We start from the raw sequence: 20,095 nt of genomic DNA, 5'->3' as shown, positions 1-20,095 counted from the left end.
AGTTTACTCTTAATTTAAGGTATCCGAAAACTCGTTTTTTATTGAGACTTTTATTCGTGAGTTTTTGAGTCTCGTAAAGAGGGTTTTCGGATATTTTTTTATCTCAAATAAACTCATAGATGAGTTTTTATGCATTATCAAATGATAGTTTAAAAGGTAACTAAACGATACGATTATGATACAAACGCTTATTCATTCGACAGTCAACAACAATTATTATATATATGATGATCGATCAAGATTATCATTGTTGATACACCCTGAAATTAAAAAAGTATATGAACAGTTTCGAGATGTTGATCCTTATTATTTGAAAAAGTATGCTTATTTGAAAAAGAAAGGTTTTTTTACAGAAACCGTAGTTCCACAATTTAAGAAAGTGAGTGAAATAGACGTTTTAGATAGTATTATACAAACTACGCAAATCGTATTTGAAGTTACGGATTCATGTAATTTAAACTGTGTATACTGCGGTTATGGAAAGATGTTTCAGGTAACAGATAAAAGGGAATATAATAATTTGTATATTGAGAATGCTATAAAACTTCTTAAGTATGTATTTAATTTAAAAGCTAAGAGCTGTAAAAATAAGCTGATGATTGGTTTCTATGGAGGCGAACCTTTACTGAACATGAATTTTATACAACAGATTATAGATGTTGTAAGTCAATTAAATACAAATAAGATATTAGATATAGAGTATTCGATGACAACAAATGCTACATTAATATATAAGCATTTGGATTTTTTAGTGGCAAACAAAATCTATTTAACAATTAGTTTGGATGGGGATAAAAACAATCATGCTTATCGAATTTTTGGTAAAGGAGAAAAAAATTCTTTTGATACTGTAATTCGGAATATCGATTTAATACAAGAAAAATGTGTAAAATATTTCGATAAATACGTGAATTTTATATCGGTTTTACATGATAGAAACTCTGTAAAAAATATTTATGAGTTTATTTATTCGCGATATAATAAAATACCTGCTATTATAGAATTAAATATGGCTGATTGTAAACCTGATAAAAAAGACGTTTTGGATAGAATGTTTCAGAGTAAAAGAGAAAGTGAAACAATATATCAAAATGAATGTTTGAACAAAATACAAAAAACACAGTATGAAACATCTTTTTTTCATGAATTAGTGAATTTTGTAAAGTATTACAATATAAATTACTATGTATTGAATAAAATAAGTCTCTACAATAAGAAAGAAAAATATCTACCAACAGGAACTTGTTTGCCGTTTTCTCTTAAAATATTTTTAACTGTTAAGAATAAACTACTGCCATGTGAAAAGATAAATTTTAGATATTCGTTAGGGAAAGTAAACGATAATGTTGAAATTGACTTTCAGGAAATAGCACAAAGATATAACTATTATTTTGAACATGCATTGGATATTTGTGAGCGTTGTTATTGTTATAAATTTTGTGGTTCCTGCATATTTCACTTTGTCAATATGGATAAATTGGATTCAGAGGATTTGAATTGTGATTATTTTCAAGATCAAGAAAATTTTGAGAAAACTCTATATGAATACTTTTCTTTTTTAGAAAAATATCCGAATGAATTTTTTTCTATTATAGAAAATTTAAATTAATAATAATTTGATATATGGAATTAGAAGAAAAAATCAATAACTACTGGTTTGCAATTGAACCATATGTGTTTGTCGGATTTTCAGATAAAGAAGTGGTATTGTATAACACTTTAGATAAACAAATTGTGGAATCAAATAAATTGGAAGTAGTAGAATTAATGCGTGAGACACTTCAAAAAGAAAATTGCGGTGTGCTATTCTTGTCATATGAAAGATATAATCATTTGGATATTAGGCAATTTATTTTTCAACTTCGAGAAAAATTTATGGGAGATATTATAGAAGTTGGTTTGTCGAATGGAAAACCAATACAGTTATTGCCTTATTATGATTTTATAACTAAAGGTGTTAATCCTAAAAATATCTATTTGTCAGATAATAAGAATGTATTAGAGAATTTATCAGAGATAAGTATTCATGTGGATTCGAACATTAGTGATAGACTGTTAATACCGATTTTAAGATCAATACCTAATATAGTGGTTTTTAATGTGGTTGGAGATTGGAATGACATATTAAATCATGAAGATCTGTTGTTTTTTTTAGTGAATCATTCTTCTAATAAATATATTATTTGTTCATATAAAAATTTAACTCATTTGCGAATTGATTTGAACAATTTTAAGTTTAAAGTATCTGTTCATTTACCAATAGAAATTAATGAATGGAATAAATCGATAGATATTTTATATAATCATTCTTTAGATGTGGAATACATTTTTGATGTATCTTCTGAAGAAGATTGCTTGAAAGTTGAGTTGTTAACTGAAAAGTATAAAATTGAAAAATTTCAATTAAATCCAATATATACAGGAGATAATATTCTCTTTTTTAAAAAACATATATATCTTTCTAAGGAAGATATTTTGTCTGCATCTATTTCAATAAAAGATTTTTATATTCGCCAATCGATGAATGCTTATGATTTTGGTAAAATCAATATTATGTCCAATGGTGATGTTTATGCGAATATGGATCATCCGAAGTTGGGTAATATATATATGAATAGTATTTATGATTTAGTACAAAAAGAAATAGAAGAAGGTTTATCTTGGTTTCGAATTCGTGATCAATCTCCATGTGATACATGTATATATCAATGGTATTGTCCTTCTCCATCCAAATATGAAATAGCTATCGGATATTCTAATCTATGTCATGTGAAACCTAATTCGAAAAAATATGAATAATCAAATGTATATTGTCAAACAATATTTCAAAATTACCTTTCGGAACCTTAATAGGTTTAAGATACAGTCATTTACAGCTGTTTTTGGACTCGCATTTGCTTTGTTATGCTTTGTCCCGGCTCTTTATTGGATGTATTATGAAACCACATACGATGGTTTTTATCCCGATGCAGATCAGATATGCCGCATTTATTCAGTGGAAAAGCAATCCGGAAAAATAAACGAACGAGTACCGGGTATTTTAGGAAAGAAATTACTCAAGCAGTTTCCGGTGATAGAGTCCTCCACAGATTTCATCTGTGAACGGTTGGATTATAACAATATCGAAAAGACCTATTACACTCAATTGAATACAATCTGTGCCGATACGGCTTTTTTTCGAGTTTTTCCGCAAGAGTGTGTTATCGGTGATATGCAGCAAGCATTGCAAGTTGCCGGAAATATGGTTTTGACGGAAACTATAGCCACGCGTTTGTTCGGCAGTGTGGAAAAAGCTATCGGGCAAAAATTGGAAAATTCGCTTTCCCGTATTTTTGGATCCTGCACAGTGACTGCGGTAGTCAAGGATCCGCCTTTGAACACCAATTTGCCATTTGATGCACTTCTCAACTATCCAGCCTTGCAAGACGCATCGATGATAATGCCGGAAGCGGAACAATGGAGCTATTTTAACAACAATTTGTATGTAAAAATCCATTCACATACGGATATAGACGGATTGGCCATACAACTTCGTGACTTTACTTCGCAAATAAACGTGAACCCCAATATCGAATTGAATATATTGCCGATAAAAGAGGTTCGTCATCATTTAAATACCAATTTGCCTTTCACGTTTAATTTCATACAATTATTAGTAGTGGCTGGAATTTTATTGATGTTAAGCGCGTTGTTTAATTTTCTGAATTTGTATCTTGGGCTATTCTTGCAACGTGTTCATGAATTTCGCCAACGTATGGTATATGGAGCAACAAATTTTCAAATTATTTTGCAGATGATGTTTGAACAAACCTGTATTGCATTAGTCGCACTACTGTTGGGAGGATGTTTCATTTCCCTTGTTTCTCCTTTGTTAGCCAATCTGTTGGGTATCGTGATGGATATACCGCTTTTGTTACGTTTTTCTGTTTTGTGCAGTTTGATTACGCTATTATGTCTTTTTGTTGCCAATCTTATTCCTTTATTGAATTTGAATCGTTTGATAATGAAAAATTTGTCAATGAAAAAAACAAGCCGGAAAAGTGAATTGCAGCGAATTGCCATATCGTTGCAATTCGCTGTAAGTATAGTGTTTATTGTTGCTGTTTCAGTGATAATGATGCAAATGCGTTTTATTTCCCAAAAAGATTTGGGGTTTGATCCTGATGGGATTATCCAGTTGTACAGTGCAAATGCTAAACTTGCGAATAATAAAGCCGCATTGACACAAAAACTCGAAGCAATACCGCAAGTTGTGAATATTTCTACGACCTCGTTTGAACCTGGACAAAATGTTCGATCAGATTTAATGACAAGCGAGGTTGAATGGCCTGGTAAAGATGATTTGGACAAGTCTGTTTTTCAATGGATCCCTGTTGGAGACAAATTTGCAGAAACGTTTGATTTGGAATTGTTGAAAGGCCGATGGTGGGGAAAAAACGAAAATAAGAAGATCGTTCTCAATGAAGAAGCAGTCCGGGTGATGGGACTTAATGAGCATCCGATAGGAACAGTTGTACGTATAAGCCCTTTTTTTATCAGTAGCGATGGATTGGCTCCGATGGAGGAATATGAAGTAATCGGCGTAGTAAGAAACTTCCACTCGTTATCTTTCCGAAGCCCTATTTATCCAAGTATTTTGCGTCCGGGCATGGAGGATATTTGGTATATTCGTGTTGTTTCAGGTCAAGAGCAAGAGGTTATTCAACAGATAAATTCAATTTTGCCGAGTGTAGATGTCTGTTTGACAGATAATCGCTTGATGCTGCTCAATGAACTATATGATCATTTGAATTATTCTGAGCAGGTTGGTTTGAAATTGTTTTCCATATTGGCAATTGTTAGTCTTTTAATATCTCTATTCGGCATTTATGCTGTAGCTACGACTGCGACCCAACGTCGCCGCAAAGAGATCGCTATTCGTAAAATTGCCGGAGCCGGGACTAAAGATATTATCAATTTGTTTTTTCGCGAATATACGATACTTATCCTTGTGGCAGGTTTTATTGCATTGCCACTGGCTTATTATGTCATGGCACATTGGCTTCAAAGATATGCTTACCATATAAATATTCCGTTGTGGCTATTGGCGGCAATATTGGGAGGTATTATTTTGATTGTGCTTTTTACTGTGTTTGGGCAAGTTTTAAAAGCTGCTAACGGAAATCTGGCCAAAGTTGTAAAAAACGAATAATTTAGAATAGCAAAGATTCTCTCTTTGATAACTTTTTTTGTGTGTCGGATATGTCTGCATGTGGAAGATTACTTCTATTTTTGCCAGTCATAATGTTTTTTATCAAAAATGTAACGAAAAAGGTGCAGCAGTTAGGATGCATCTTTAGGTGAAATCGATGAGATACTTTACTAATATTTTGCGTTGGATATCTTCACAGGAACACTTATATTTCTTGTTCGGCTTGCTTTTCATCATCCCGAACTGTGTTTTTCTGTTCACGGAGCCTCTTCCCGTTTCGGTCGGACTTGCCTCCATCATCATGCCTTTGGCGTTTTGGATGGGAATCTTGCTGCTGGCACGCAAACCCGGAGTGGTGGTCTGGTGCCTGTTGCCGAAGATCATATTGGACGGAGGGCAGTTGGTCTTGTTGTACCTTTTTGGCGAGTCGGTGATAGCGGTAGACATGTTCCTGAACCTGACAAGTTCGAACGCTTCCGAGGCGAGCGAATTGTTAGGAAACATTTTTCTCGTCATCATTTGCGTCTTTCTCTTTTATACGCTTCCGACCTTGTGGCTGGCTATGCGTTCGGTCCGCATGGAAGACAAGTTGAGCGCCGTTTTCCGTAAGAAATGGGCGTTCAGGAGCTTGGGGCTTTTCGTGGTGGGTGTGTTGCTCTGTTTTCTGCCCTCTTTGCAAAAGCACAGTTTCTCGCTCAAGAACGACGTCTATCCGGTCAATGCGCTTTATAACCTCTATTTTGCGATTACCAAATCGAACAAGAATGCCAACTATTCCGTTTCATCCGCCGATTTCAAGTTCAATTCGGTCCGGACGGAACGAGCGGATGGCAAACGGGAGATTTACGTGCTTGTGGTGGGAGAGACCTCGCGAGCTATGGAATGGAGCCTGTACGGGTATGAACGCAATACGACTCCGCGGATGAAAGAGCTCGACGGCATGGTCCATTTTACGGATGTCGTGACGCAATCCAACAACACGCACAAGAGCGTCCCGATCATCCTGTCTGCCGCCAGTGCGGAAAACTATGGCGTGATTTACGACGAGAAAAGCATTGTCACCGCTTTCAAGGAAGCCGGTTTCCGCACGCTCGTCATCGCCAACCAGAAATTGACCACTTCGATGATCGGAGCTTTCTACCGGGAGGCCGATACGTTTATCGACATGAGCACGTTCAACACCGGATCCTATCTGACCTCGTTGCACGATGCCGCCCTTTTGCCCTATCTGGAAAAGGAGCTGGACAAATCGGACGATGACATGTTTGTCGTCCTCCACACCTACGGGTCGCATTTCAACTATCACGAGCGTTATCCGGCCGAGTTCCGGATCTACACGCCGGACAAGGCCGAGGGCATCCGCCAGTCTTATAAGAAAGAACTGCGCAATGCTTATGACAATTCGATCCGTTACACGGATTATGTCTTGGGAGAAATCGTCGACATGCTGAAAAAGAAACAGTCCTGCTCGGCGATGCTTTATCTGAGCGACCACGGAGAGGATATTTTCGATGATGCGCGTGCCCGTTACCTGCATGCTTCGCCGATCCCGACTTACTATCAGCTCCATATCCCGTACATCATCTGGTTTTCGGACGATTACCGGGAGGTTTTCCCGGAAAAATACCGGACGGCGGTGTCTCACGGCGCTTACCCGGTCAGCACGAACAGCGTGTTCCATACGGTATTGGACATTGCCGGTGTACGGACTTCGGTGTCCGACTCCACGCTGGCACTGACCAACCCCGCTTTTGCCGTGCGCGACCGTATGTTTCTCGGAGACCACGACGAGCCGGTCCCTTTCTGGAAAGTAGGCTTGAAGAAAGCCGATTTCATTATGCTGGACAAATGGAAAATGGCCTATAAGAAAGACTGATGAGCACGCAAAACGGGCATATCGCAAGTAAAGTCATCGTGGGATACTTGTTGCTGATCCTGATGGCTGTGTGTTCGGTCGTTTACATCTATAACATCATCGAACAGTTTGCCGTCGAAGACGACCCGGACCATAAATCGCGCGAGAAGGTCTACCTCGTGACCAATACCTTGTCGCTGTTGTACGAAAGCGAAGCGCTCGGGCAAGTGATAGGGCGTCCGCAAGGAGAGATCAACCATTTCAACCGTACGCTGAACAAGGCACTGCAGAACATGGATTCTCTGCGTACGCTGGTCTCGAATCCCGCGTTGTATCCCAAGATCGACACGATCGACATGCTGATCGAACAAAAGCGCCGGAACACGCGCCGCCTGTTGGAAACCTGGCGCGAGGCGAATTCCGAGCAGCTCTACACGCAAAACATCGAGAAGGTGATCGCCCGGCAGGATACGATGGTCCGGCAGGTCGAGATACAGGAACGCGTGATCGTGCACCAAGATTCCGTAAAGACACCCCAGGCACGTAAGCAGCGCGGTTTTTTCCGTCGCCTTGCCGATGCCTTTTCTCCGCCCAAAACAGATTCGGTCGTTGTCGTGAACACGACCCGGCAGATCGTGACCGACACGCTGGTGAACACCTTTAACCCGGCGGATACGATCGTGACGGTCCTGAAAAACTTGCAGGACAGTGTGGCCGACCAGCGTAAGCAACTTGTCGACCGGCTTCTGGAACGCGCCGCCAACCTGCGCTACAACAACAGCATCATCACAAGCCGGATCAACCAGATGTTGCGCGACATAGAAGAAGAAGAGATGAACGCGTCGATGGAGCGTGTCGTGAAGAAGCAAGAGGTGCTGCGCGAAACCTCCTATCTTATTGCCGCCGTCGCCGTCTTGTCGCTGATTATCGTGGTAGTCTTTATCATCCTGATCACGCGCGATATCTCCAAGAGCCAATATTACCGGCAGCAATTGGAGAAAGCCAAGCAATATGCCGAAGACCTGCTCCACAGGCGGGAGAAGCTGATGCTGACGATCAGCCATGATATCCGGGCGCCGCTTTCGTCCATAATCGGCTATATCGAACTGCTGATGCGCCGTCGTCCGGACGAAAGGCAGCGCTATTATCTGGAGAACATGACCGGATCGGCAGACCATATCCTTTCGCTGGTGAACGGTTTGCTCGATTTTCACCGCTTGGAGTCGGGGCAGATGGAGATACAGAACGTGCCTTTCAGCGTGCGTACGCTCTTTAACGAAATATACGGGAGTTTCCGCCCGATGGCCGAGGCGAAGGGACTGGCTTTTGTCTTGAACATGAAAGAGGAGGGGATGGACCGTATCTATTCCGGCGATCCGATACGCCTCCGCCAGGTGGTCGGCAATCTCCTGTCCAACGCCATCAAGTTTACGCACGAAGGCCGCATCGTCCTGATAGTCAAATTGTCAATAGTCGATTCTCAATTGTCCGTTACCGTCTCCGACTCCGGCATCGGAATTCCGGAAGAGGAGCAGGAGAAGATTTTCGGCGAGTTCGCCCGCCTGTCGGAAACCGAAAAGGAAGAAGGTTTCGGCCTCGGGCTTTCCATCACCCGCAAGCTGATCGAGCTGATGGGAGGGACGTTGTCGTTGAAGAGCGTTCCGGGAAAAGGCAGCGATTTTACGATCGTCCTGCCGTTGCAGGAATCGGAAGTGCAGGCATTGCCGTCCGCCCCGTCTGTCGAAGAGGACGAAACGGAGACCGGCAGTTTCGGTGGGCGCGAAATCTATTGCTTGCTGGTCGACGACGATCCGCTTCAACTGGCGCTGACGGAAGAGTTTCTGAAACGGAACCATGTGGAGGTCGCCAGTTGTTCGAACCCGTTTGCCGTGGTCGATATTCTGCGTAACCGCTCTTTCGATGCGATCATAACCGACATACAGATGCCGGGCATGGATGGCTACGGCCTGCTCGACGCTATTCGTTCGTCGGGTGTCCCCGGAACGCAGGCCGTCCCCGTCATCGCGCTCTCGGCCAGTGTGGAAAACGAGCATACCCACTATCTGGAAGCCGGGTTCACCGGGTTCTTGAACAAACCTTTCACGGCTAAGCAGCTGATCACCTTGTTGAATAGCCTGCTGCAGGCCGATATACAAACCGAGGTGTCGCCCGAATTCAATTTCGATTCGCTCACCGCTTTTGCCGGCGAAGACAAAGAAGCCTCCGCATCCATTATCCGGACCTTTGCCGAGGAGACGAACAAGAGCATTTCGTTGTTGCGACAAGCCTTGGAGAAGACCGAACGTGGTCCGGCTGCCAAAATCTCCCATAAGCTGATCCCCCTTTTCACCATGTTGGGCGCTTCCGACCTGGTGGCCCAGCTGAGAATCCTTGAGAAGAACGACGAAGCGTTGACAGACGACGGCTGGAAACGGCTTTTATCCGAGGTGATCCGCCAGGCGGGTGTTATCGTGGGGCAGGCTGTGGAACGGTATCTGTAGAAAAATTCCCCACCGTGGTCTACGAATTCCCCATTCGTGATGAAACGATATTCAGCCTTTATGAAACATTCTGTATGACTTATCTGTTATATTAGAAGAGTTTACGAAAAATGAAGCATGTGCCGGGTCGAGTTTGGCACGATATTCGCTTCTTCTATGTCAAGAAGCGGAAGTGGACGTTTCTACATTAAAAAACCGTTTTAAAATTACTATGTTCGAGTATCTATTTTAAGTCTGCAAACAAAAAAAGCACCGAAAAGGGTGCTTTTTTGTTTTATATGACTTCTTTTTCCCTATTTTTGCTCTTCGTAAAATGGTCAATCATAAATCATAAATCATTACCAATGGAGCACGGACTTTTGGCTAAGTCGCCTCGTATCGAGGTGGTGGATGCATTACGCGGTTTTGCCGTTATGGCTATAATCTTACTGCACAATATCGAACATTTCAACCTTTATGACTTCCCTGCCGCTTCTTCGGCGTTTATGCAGGCGATGGATAAAGGGGTATGGGATACCTTGTTCTTCCTTTTTTCCGGGAAAGCATACGCGATTTTCTCCCTGCTGTTCGGGTTCAGTTTTTCATCCAATATGACAACCAGGCAAAGAAGGGTAAAGATTTCCGCCTGCGTTTCCTGTGGCGGCTTTTTCTCCTGTTCATTATCGGCTGTTTCAACGGGGCGTTTTTCCCCGGCGACATACTGGTGCTTTACTCCATAATCGGCGTGGTGCTCGTGTTGGCCTGCAAATGGAGTGACCGGGCAGTTCTCATTGCTGCTATTATCCTGATGCTCCAGCCGCTCGAACTCGGCAAGTTTTTCTATGCGCTGATGAATCCCGGCTATGTGCCGGCAACCAGCGGATGGTATATTCACAGCCAACGCATGTATCCATTCCTTTCGCAGCCGGATTTCTGGGCGATGGTCAAGTCTAACCTTTGGGACGGCCAGTTGTTCAGCCTGTTGTGGGCGTGGGGGTACGGACGTTTCTTCCAGACGGCCTCTTTGTTCCTGTTGGGCATGCTGATCGGGCGCAGACGGCTGTTTGTCAACCTGTCCGAACATCGTGTTTTCTGGATGCGGACGCTGATTATAGGTGCGGTCTGTTTTGTCCCCTTGTATTTCATTGCGGCTTCTCTTCCGAGCCTGATCTCCAATAAGGCGATGTTGACTCCGATGAACACGGTTGTCTCCTCTTTCCGCAATTTCTCTTTCATGTGCGTGTTGGTGGCCTGCTTCGTTTTCCTGTGGCAACAGGTTGCGGCCCATAAGGTGCTGCACGGTTTGGTTCCGTATGGAAAGATGAGTTTGACAAACTATTTGACACAGTCCATTATCGGCTCGTTCATTTATTTCGGCTACGGTTTGTCGCTTTATAATGTTTTAGGGACGACGGCCAGCTTCGGTGTCGGTGTCTTGTTGTTCGTCCTTCAGTTGGGCTTCTGCCATTGGTGGCTGAAGAAATTCAAGCAAGGCCCGTTCGAGGGGGCATGGCGCAAGGCGACGTGGGCTTTTTGCAATTGACAAATGCGACGAGCTGTATTTAATTGCCCGTTGCCAATTGTCCATTGTCAATTCTTCTTTATCTTTGCATAAGAAACAAAAAAGAACGATATGCCGTCTATTCTGATTTTAGAAGATGATATAACATTCTCTTTGATGCTGAAAACTTGGCTTGGAAAGAAAGGTTTCGAGGTCAGTTCGGTATCGTCGGTTTCGGATGCTCGAAACCGGATAGAGAATGCCTCTTTCGATTTGATCCTGTCTGATTTGCGTTTGCCGGACGGAGATGGAATCGATCTGTTGAAATGGATAAAAGAAAACAATTTTGCAATTCCCTTGATTATGATGACCAGCTATGCGGAGATACAAACCGCCGTACAGGCAATCAAATCGGGGGCGTCTGATTATATCGCCAAACCGTTGAACCCGGAAGAGCTTTTAGGTAAAATCAAGGATGTGATAAAGACGGAAACAGGCGGGGCAGCTTCTGCAACCGAGCCGGAACGCCCTGCACGTCCTGCCAAACGTCCCGAACCGTCGGGAGGAACGCCCGGCCGCTATGTGGAGGGACAGAGCCAGGCTGCCCGCCAGCTCTACGAGCATGTGCGTCTGGTCGCTCCGACAGATATGTCTGTTCTGATTACCGGTTCGAGCGGTACGGGGAAAGAGTATGTCGCCCGTCGCATTCACGAACAGAGCAACCGCAAGAAAGCTCCTTTTATTGCGGTAGACTGCGGAGCTATCCCGAAAGACTTGGCCGCATCCGAATTTTTCGGGCATGTGAAGGGGTCGTTCACCGGGGCCATCGATAATAAGGAAGGCGCTTTTGTCGCTGCCCAAGGCGGTACGATCTTTTTGGACGAGATAGGCAATTTGTCTTATGAAGTGCAGGTGCAGCTACTTCGTGCCTTGCAGGAGCGGAAGGTGAAACCGATCGGCAGCAATCAGGAGATAGCGATCAACGTCCGTCTTGTCTCCGCGACAAACGAGAACCTGCGTGCTGCGATCGACAAGGGTGATTTTCGTGAAGATTTATATCATCGTATCAACGAGTTCACGGTCCGCATCCCCGACCTGAAAGAGCGGAAAGAGGATCTTTTGCTGTTTGCCAACAACTTCCTGGACCAGGCCAATATGGAATTGCAGAAAGATATTATCGGTTTTGATAATGAAGTGATCCGGATTTTCCAGTCTTATTCCTGGCCGGGCAACTTGCGGCAGATGAAGAACGCGATCAAGTATGCCACCTTGTTGGCGACCGGTCGCTATATTACCCGCAACGAGCTTCCGGAAGAACTGACTGCCGCCCCGGTTTCCGCTCCAGTCAATATTCAACTGAAAAACGAATCGCACGAATGCGAAATGATCAGACGCGCCCTGCAAGAAGCCGGCAACAATAAGACCAGGGCAGCCCAGTTGCTGGGAATCGACCGCAAAACGCTTTACAACAAGTTGAAGGCGTATGGGATTGACCGGATTTAATGAAGAATAGAGAAATAACCTTTTATATTAATATATTATGACTACAATCACAGCTCAACGTGCACCGCACAGTGCATCCAATTTTGCCCCCGCAGTAGAGGCAAATGCCTATGGAATGAATGATCGGATCAAACGTCTTCGCCAAGAGACGTTTGATGCCGAGCCCTCCCTGTCTATCGAACGCGCTTTGATAGAAACTCGTTTCTACAAGGAAAACTACGGAAAATACCCGATCCCGATTCTCCGGGCCATGAATTTTTATGAGATATGCAAGCAGAAGACGATCTATATCGGCAAGGACGAGCTGATCGTGGGCGAACGCGGGCCGAAACCGAAATGTGTGCCGACCTTCCCGGAACTGACCTGCCATAGTGTGGAGGACCTGCATGTCCTGAACACGCGCGAATTGCAGCGTTATACGATCAGCCGGGAAGACATCGACACCTACGAACGCGAAGTGATCCCCTATTGGAAAGGACGCACGCAGCGAGAACGCATCTTCAACCATGTGCCTCAGGAGTGGAAGGAGGCCTACGAGGTGGGCATGTTCACCGAATTTATGGAACAACGCGCACCGGGACATACTGCTTTGGACGGGAAGGTCTATAAGTACGGGTTGCTGGATTTGAAGGAACGTATCCGGAAAGAGCTGGACGGGCTCGATTTCATGAACGACCCCGAAGCGACCGACAAGCAGGAGGAACTGACAGCCATGTCCATCTCGTGCGATGCCGCCATCCTGTTTGCCGAACGGCATGCGGACCTCGCCGACGAAATGTCGCTGACGGAGAAAGACCCGAAACGGGTGGCCGAGCTGCACCGTATCGCCGAAGTTTGCCGCCGGGTTCCGGCCTATGCTCCCCGCGACTATTGGGAAGCGATCCAGATGTATTGGTTCGTCCACTTAGGGACGATCACCGAGCTGAACGGTTGGGATGCGATGAATCCCGGCCATTTCGACCAGCATCTGGCTCCTTTCTACGAAAAAGGGATTGCCGACGGCACGTTGACACGTGACGAGGCAAAGGAGTTGATGTCGTGCTTCTTCATCAAGGTGAATAACCACACGGCTCCTCCCAAAGTAGGCATCACGGCTAAGGAAAGCGGCACGTACAACGACTTTACGAACCTGAATATCGGCGGTGTGAAAGCCGATGGCAGCGACGGGGTGAGCGAAGTGTCCTATATCATGCTCGAAACAATCGAAGAACTGCATATCCTGCAGCCCGGCAGTGCCATCCATATCAGTGCCCGTACGCCGGAACGTTTCCTGCGTGCTGGCTGCAAGGTGATCCGCCAGGGGCATGGCTATCCGTCTGTTTTCAATCCGGATGTGTATATCCAGGAGTTGATGCGCCAGGGAAAATCCTTGCAGGATGCGCGTGAAGGCGGTTGCAGCGGCTGCATAGAGGTCGGGGCGTTCGGCAAGGAGGCGTACGTGCTGACCGGTTACCTGAATGTGCCGAAGATTTTGGAGGTGACGCTCAACAACGGTGTCGATCCGGTTTCCGGACGTAAGGTGGGACTGGAAACGGGCGATCCGCGCAGCTTCGGCAGCTATGGCGAACTGTATGCCGCTTTCATGAAGCAACTCCGTTATTTCGTGGATATGAAGGTGCGTGTCAGCAATTATATCGACCGTATGTTTGCCAAATATGCACCGGCCACCTTCCTGTCTCTCTTCATCGACGATTGCATAGCGAAAGGACGGGATTACTATAACTGCGGCCCGCGCTATAATACGACCTATATCCAGTGTACGGGGCTCGGTACGGTTACCGACAGCCTGGCGACGCTGAAAAAACATATATTCGAAGACAAGCGCTGGTCGATGGGCGAACTGCTGAAAGCGATGGCGGATAATTTCGAGGGAGCCGAGGCGATGCGCCAGACGATCCTGAACCGCACGCCGTTCTTCGGGAACGACGACGAATATGCCGACAGTATTGCCGTGAAGATGTTCGATGATCTGTATGATACGATCGAAGGAAAACCGAACACGAAAGGCGAATGTTTCCATCTGAATATGCTGTCTACCACTTGCCATGTGTATTTCGGCAAGGTGATGGGGGCGACTCCTAACGGACGCTTGGCCGGACGTGCCATCTCGGACGGCACGTCTCCGTCTCATGGAGCCGATACGCACGGGCCGTCTGCCGTTATCAAGTCTCTCGGCAAGCTTGACCAGGTGAAGAGCGGCGGGACGTTGCTGAACCAGCGTTTCCTGCCGAGCCTGCTGAAGCGTGAGGAGGATATCTCCAAGTTGGCTTCGCTGATCCGTAGCTATTTTGCCTTGGGCGGACATCACATCCAGTTCAATATCGTCGATACGGAGACGCTTTATGCCGCCCAGAAATGCCCGGAAGATTATCGCGACCTTCTGGTCCGCGTAGCCGGTTACAGCGATTATTTCAACGATATGAATGTCGATCTGCAGGCAGACGTGATCATGCGGACGGAACAGGAAACGTTTTAAAGGATTGGCAATTGATGATTGACAATTGACAAAATATGCTGATATTTGATATAAAACGATACGCCATCAACGACGGACCGGGTATCCGGATCACGATCTTTATGAAAGGTTGCCCCCTGTCGTGCGTATGGTGCCATAATCCGGAGGGAATCTCCAGCCGGAAGCAAAAACTCTACACGAAAAAGAAATGCATCGGTTGCCGGACGTGTGTCGAGGCTTGTCCTGAGAAGGCGTTGACATTCACGCCGGAGGGGATCGTGACGGACAGGGCGCGTTGTTTCCTGTGCGGGACCTGTGGAGAGGTGTGTCCGGCTTTGGCGATGGAGATATCCGGTACGGAGTATTCGGCCGATGCCTTGATGATGGAGATTGAGAAGGAGACCGTTTTCATGGACCGTTCGGAGGGAGGCGTGACGTTTTGCGGGGGAGAGCCGTTGTTGCATCCCGAACCGCTACTGGATTTGTTGTGCCGTTGCGGGGAACGGGGAATCCACCGGGCTGTCGATACGACGCTTTTCGCCCGGCCGGAGATCGTACGCGGCGTGATGGACAATTGCGAACTTCTCCTTGTCGACTTGAAGCTGATGGATTCGGACAAGCACAAGGAATATTGCGGTGTCCCGAACGAATTGATCCTGTCCAATCTTCGGATGGTTGCAGAAACGGGACACGATTTTTATCTTCGTATCCCGCTTATCGAAGGTGTGAATGCCGATGAAGAAAATATAACACGCAGTGCCGCTTTCCTGGCCTCGTTGCCATGGAAGCACCGGACTGTAAACCTGCTTCCCTATCATGACATTGGCAAAGGCAAGCATGAAAAATTGGGCACGGCCTACAATCCGGATCACTATGCATTCGCTACCCCTTCGGACGAAACGATCGAACGTTGCCGGGAGATATTCGCCGGTTACGGGATCGAAACGGCTATCGGGGGATAGTCTCAGAGCCGATAGGAAACCGTAGCCATGAAATGGAATGGCTTGGCCAGTCGGGTCGTGTATTCGAAATATTTCTTGTTGAGCAGGTTGTATGCGTTGAAGGCCAATGTGACTTGCTGATTGACCGTGTAGAAGATACCGGCATCGATAATATAACGCGCCGGTTCATACACGTCGTTTTTGATATCGCTGTAGATACGGTCGGTGAATGTTCCGCTCAGGTGGAAAGAAAGGTTTTTCAATACGCCTTTGGGAATCGTATAGTCGGCGTATGTGTAGAACGTTGCGCGGGGAACATTGGTTGCACGGAGGTTGATCGATCCGTCTTCGTTATATGTAACCCAGTCGGCATCTTCCGGAATCCAGTCGAGGTTGCTGGCAATCGTCCGTCTGTCCGACCAGCCCAGGCCGCCTACGATCTCCAAGGTGGAAACGGGGCGGAACGTCAGGTCCAGGTCGAATCCTTTCGAAACTTCACGGCCTACTTGTGCTCGAACGCTCTTTTCTTCTACCGCCCCGTTGTTCTCGATCGTTTTGTTGCCGATGGTCTTTACGACATTGTGTTTGCGGATGTAGAACACGCTACCGTTCAGTTCCAGCATGCGGTTCAGTTCGTAACGTGCCCCGAGTTCGAGTTGGTAACCTTTCTCTGGTTTGAAAACTTCGCCGTCCGATTTATCGGGGTTGAACTCGTTTCCGTTCTTGTCGAGGTAGATGAACCCGGCATTGTAGGTCGTGTTGTTCGGCTTGAAGAAAGAAGCAGCTGACGCATAAACGGATACATCCGGTATTGGCAGGTAGAAACCATTGGTCTGATAACGGCTGATGGATGTTGCCGACACTTTGCTGTCCCACCAATCGCGTACGTAGTGCGGATTCCGGACCGGAAGCATCTATACGGTTTCGTAGTCCGCCATCGGGTTCCGTTCGCCACTGGCGGCAAAAGGCTGTCCGGTTGCCGTGGCAAACATATCGCCTGGCATGACCGGAGCGCCGCCGATGTCGGTCGTGTAGTGGTCGTCGTTGAACGAAACGTTTGCTTCGAGATACCCTTTCTTGGTGACTTCCATCCCGACGGTCGCTTCCTTCTGGTCCCAGCTACCGTAGCTGACGCTTGCATTAGCTGTAAATTCGGCTGATGCCTTTTTCCGTATGATGTTGATTACGCCTCCCATGACGGAATAGCCGCTCAGGACGGAGGCAGGCCCTTTGATTACTTCGATGGACTCGACGGACGAAAGGTCGCCGAAAGGAACGGTATTCAACAGAGTACGGTCGTCACGAATGCCGTCGAAAGCGAAGACGGCGTCTGTCGTTCCACGCACGCTGTACCGTTGGAAAGCGCCGAGCTGATTCGAACTCATGACGACGCCCGGAAGGAAACGTACGGCATCTTCCATATTCGTGATATGCTTGCGTTCCATTGTTTTGGAATCCAGGCGGGTCACTGTGATCGGCAGGAATTTCAAGGGAACGTCCATGCCTAAAAGTTCGACCGGCTTGTCTTGCAGAGCTTGTTTTTTGTTTGCGACGATCTCCACGTTGCTGACGGTAAATGTCGTATCCGTGATGCTGCGTTGCGCGGTAGCGGAAGTAACGCATCCGATACACATTAAAAGAAATGCTATTTTGTTCATTTTTTAGTTGTTGTGAAATATATGTTTTATATTTCGGATGATCCATTTAAAAGTAAGTACCACTCCGGTCAGGGACAGGAAAGTGCCTCCGATCATGAGTGTATACATGACGATGTTCCAAAGCCAGATGTGGTCTGTCAAAAACTTGAAATCCAGACAATGCAGTCCCCGGTATAGCAGATGGCGTATACGCCCGTCGTCGTCTGTTCGTTGTTGGCGGAGAGTCTGTGGGTTGAAATAATGGCGGGTATGCATGTCGTCATCCACACTCACACGGTAGACCGGCAGTGAGTTCGGTTCTCGTTTTCGGGAGAAATAATCGTTGTCAAACTCCGTGATAAGCTCCATTTCCCATCGGATACTGTCTCCGTACATCTTCTGCATTTCGCTGCGGATCCTCTCTTCGGTGAGGATAAAGAGGCGTGTAGCTGTACTGTCCGATGCATCGATATTAATCGTTTGTCCGGCCGTTGTCAGCCGATAATACGGGTGTCCGTTCCAGCTTGCCCATTCGATTTGCTTGATATCTGTAGCTGCCTGAGCCGCTTTTCGGTAATCGAGAACGTAGCTGTCCGGTAGGATCGGCTTGCTGCCACCCGACATTCGGAAAGGATGTTCCCGACGTTGTTCTTTTGGCGCTTTTTTCAACCAATCCGGGATATCCATGAGCGACATCATCCCGCTGAAAGCGAAAGTGGCGGCAAAAATCCCGAATAACAGCCCACTGACATGATGCCAACGATACCATCTTTTCCGGTACGGGACTCCCCATCTGCGGTTTCTGTTCTTCCAGGCGATACGGAGCGAGAGAACAAATCCTGCCAAGCACATGATTGTCCCGATACCGGAAGTCCATTTCACGAAATTGATCCATGCCGGCTGGTTCTGCCTGAGCACGGTGAAATAGACCCAGTGCGGGATCGCTCCCAACCAGGCCCATAAACGCTCACTCTTGTCGGTCATTTGCAGGACTTTTCCGTCTTTGGGGGAGATATACAACTCGTGTTTGTCTGCATCGGAGAAGATATATTTGTAGACAGGGAAAAAATTTTCGGGCCTGCCGAACGGAATCCACTGGTCCGGTTTATAGACAGTATCCACTCGTAGGACAGATGCCGTACACCATTGAGAGACAATCATTCCGATCTCTCTTGCATCGTATGGTTCCATCGGAACGAGCGAGTCTGCATATATCCTGTTCGGCACGTTTTTGCCTCTGAGGTTCAGTACCGGCCGACCGGCATACATCTCCAAGGTCAGGGATTGTAAACGAGCCGAATCGGACAAGGTTTCCGATAGGAGGTTCAGGTTGGGCAGCATATCGGGGAGAGGTTGCAGATTGGCTATTCTTTTCTCTTGAGATGCACGTGGAAAAGAATGATAAATCATTACGATCCCGGAGGCAAACCAAAGGAAAAACAAGATACTGAGCGGTAAGCCCAATATCTTGTGTATATTCCTTAGAAATTTTGTGAACATATTTTATTCGTATTTTTCTTTGCCCTCGGCATAATCCTTTTTCTTCTTGACAATGTCCAGGTATTTGTGGGTAGCGCTGAAGCGGGCATGTTCCACGAATATGTCCTGGACTGCCGGGTTTTGTCCGAGACCTTCCATGAACACCGTCACTTCATACCCCTGTTTTTCGAGTTCATCCTTCCAGTCGCCGGAGATATCGTTTTTGGCATGTTCACCTGCGACAAACATGAAAGGCATCAACTGTACTTTTTTGTATCCGCCTTTTTTAATTTGGATCAATGCGTCGTCAAAAGAGGGGTAACCTTCGATCGTTCCGACTATGTAGTTGTCAAACCCTTTTGCTTTCAGCATATAATCCATCATGGCGTATTGTGCCGTTGTCGGTGTGTAGGTTCCGTGTCCGACCAATAGGACGGCGCCGTCCCGGATTCCGTTAGGCGTGATTGCGGCTATGACGGCTTCATAATCCTCCGGAGTGAAAAGAAGAGGAGTACCGATACGGATTTCCTTGAAATCCTTTTCATGTGTGGCTACATCTTTTCGTAGTGACTCCATCTCGATCCCTTCGATGATGTTGGACGACTGGATCAGCACATGTGTATATCCGTCGGCTTTCAACCGGGCGAGTGCTTCTTCCGGATTCGATTTGTAGATGTCCCGTGTTTTCAGGCGGAACGCGATGATACGGGAAGTCCAGGCTTCACGGACTTCGAGGCCGGGAAAAGTTTCCGTCATTTTTTTGTTGACAGCGTCAATGGTCAGGGCACGCGTGTCGTCGTGTGTCGTTCCGAAATGTACGACCAGTAAGGCCGCCTTGTCTCCCGTTTGCATGGAACCGAACAGGTCCGATTCGACAAAGTTGCCTTCTGCCTGTATGGGTTGCATGAATATGCAGAACAGGAAAGCCAGCAAGTAAATCCATTTGTTTTTGTTCATAGGTGATAAATTTATATTAAAACAGATTATATATATATATATGTCCAGGTAAGCAACCCGTAAAGGCTGTTCGCCGACATTTCATCTTTTTCAGAG

General features: G+C 46.2%; 12 protein-coding genes and 1 pseudogene. 9 read left to right on the top strand and 4 right to left on the bottom strand.

The window, feature by feature from the left end; translation table 11 throughout:
* Nucleotides 1-175: 175 nt before the first annotated feature.
* From BQ9893_RS03745 to BQ9893_RS03705, 9 genes and pseudogenes are all read left to right on the top strand, one after another.
* On the top strand, nucleotides 176-1,609 hold the full coding sequence (locus BQ9893_RS03745; protein WP_075964795.1) for a radical SAM peptide maturase: 1,434 nt from the start codon (nucleotides 176-178) through the stop codon (nucleotides 1,607-1,609).
* Nucleotides 1,610-1,623: 14 nt separating this feature from the next.
* Nucleotides 1,624-2,799, top strand: a complete 1,176-nt coding sequence (locus tag BQ9893_RS03740; protein ID WP_075964794.1) for a TIGR04150 pseudo-rSAM protein — start codon at nucleotides 1,624-1,626, stop codon at nucleotides 2,797-2,799.
* Complete coding sequence (locus BQ9893_RS03735; protein ID WP_081415358.1) at nucleotides 2,792-5,191, top strand: ABC transporter permease; 2,400 nt, start codon at nucleotides 2,792-2,794, stop codon at nucleotides 5,189-5,191. The genes BQ9893_RS03740 and BQ9893_RS03735 overlap by 8 nt, the downstream gene beginning before the upstream one ends.
* Nucleotides 5,192-5,348: 157 nt before the next feature.
* The gene (locus BQ9893_RS03730) at nucleotides 5,349-7,067 is read left to right on the top strand and encodes a phosphoethanolamine transferase family protein (protein ID WP_075965393.1); all 1,719 of its coding nucleotides are present in this window, start codon (nucleotides 5,349-5,351) and stop codon (nucleotides 7,065-7,067) included.
* Nucleotides 7,067-9,547: an ATP-binding response regulator gene (locus tag BQ9893_RS03725; protein WP_075964793.1), complete on the top strand. Its 2,481-nt coding sequence runs from the start codon at nucleotides 7,067-7,069 to the stop codon at nucleotides 9,545-9,547. Before BQ9893_RS03730 ends, BQ9893_RS03725 begins: the two co-directional genes overlap by 1 nt.
* 344 nt (nucleotides 9,548-9,891) lie before the next feature.
* A pseudogene (locus BQ9893_RS03720) lies at nucleotides 9,892-11,069 on the top strand (DUF418 domain-containing protein).
* 90 nt (nucleotides 11,070-11,159) lie between these two features.
* On the top strand, nucleotides 11,160-12,530 hold the full coding sequence (locus tag BQ9893_RS03715; RefSeq protein WP_075964792.1) for a sigma-54-dependent transcriptional regulator: 1,371 nt from the start codon (nucleotides 11,160-11,162) through the stop codon (nucleotides 12,528-12,530).
* A 37-nt stretch (nucleotides 12,531-12,567) separates the two neighbouring features.
* Nucleotides 12,568-15,006, top strand: a complete 2,439-nt coding sequence (gene hypD / locus BQ9893_RS03710; protein WP_075964791.1) for a trans-4-hydroxy-L-proline dehydratase — start codon at nucleotides 12,568-12,570, stop codon at nucleotides 15,004-15,006.
* Between the two features lie 35 nt (nucleotides 15,007-15,041).
* Entirely contained in the window at nucleotides 15,042-15,947 is a 906-nt protein-coding gene (locus tag BQ9893_RS03705; RefSeq protein ID WP_075964790.1) for a glycyl-radical enzyme activating protein, read from the top strand.
* A 2-nt stretch (nucleotides 15,948-15,949) separates the two neighbouring features.
* On the opposite strand, the gene BQ9893_RS21990 is transcribed toward BQ9893_RS03705, so the two are convergent.
* Genes BQ9893_RS21990 through BQ9893_RS03685 form a run of 4 tightly spaced genes read right to left on the bottom strand, consistent with a single transcriptional unit; the run spans nucleotide 15,950 to nucleotide 19,948 of the window.
* Nucleotides 15,950-16,840 carry a TonB-dependent receptor domain-containing protein gene (locus BQ9893_RS21990; RefSeq protein ID WP_075964789.1) on the bottom strand — a complete coding sequence of 297 codons (891 nt, stop codon included), beginning with the start codon at nucleotides 16,838-16,840 and terminating at the stop codon, nucleotides 15,950-15,952.
* Nucleotides 16,841-17,584 carry a TonB-dependent receptor plug domain-containing protein gene (locus tag BQ9893_RS21985; protein ID WP_244155048.1) on the bottom strand — a complete coding sequence of 248 codons (744 nt, stop codon included), beginning with the start codon at nucleotides 17,582-17,584 and terminating at the stop codon, nucleotides 16,841-16,843.
* Between the two features lie 3 nt (nucleotides 17,585-17,587).
* Nucleotides 17,588-19,063: a PepSY-associated TM helix domain-containing protein gene (locus tag BQ9893_RS03690; protein ID WP_075964787.1), complete on the bottom strand. Its 1,476-nt coding sequence runs from the start codon at nucleotides 19,061-19,063 to the stop codon at nucleotides 17,588-17,590.
* Nucleotides 19,064-19,066: 3 nt separating this feature from the next.
* Nucleotides 19,067-19,948: a sirohydrochlorin cobaltochelatase gene (locus BQ9893_RS03685; protein ID WP_244155081.1), complete on the bottom strand. Its 882-nt coding sequence runs from the start codon at nucleotides 19,946-19,948 to the stop codon at nucleotides 19,067-19,069.
* Nucleotides 19,949-20,095 lie beyond the last annotated feature (147 nt).

Origin of the sequence: Parabacteroides massiliensis (assembly GCF_900155425.1) — a bacterium.
GTDB lineage: Bacteria > Bacteroidota > Bacteroidia > Bacteroidales > Tannerellaceae > Parabacteroides > Parabacteroides massiliensis.
Note: the sequence above shows the minus strand (reverse complement) of the source record. Positions and strands in the feature narration are given on the sequence as shown.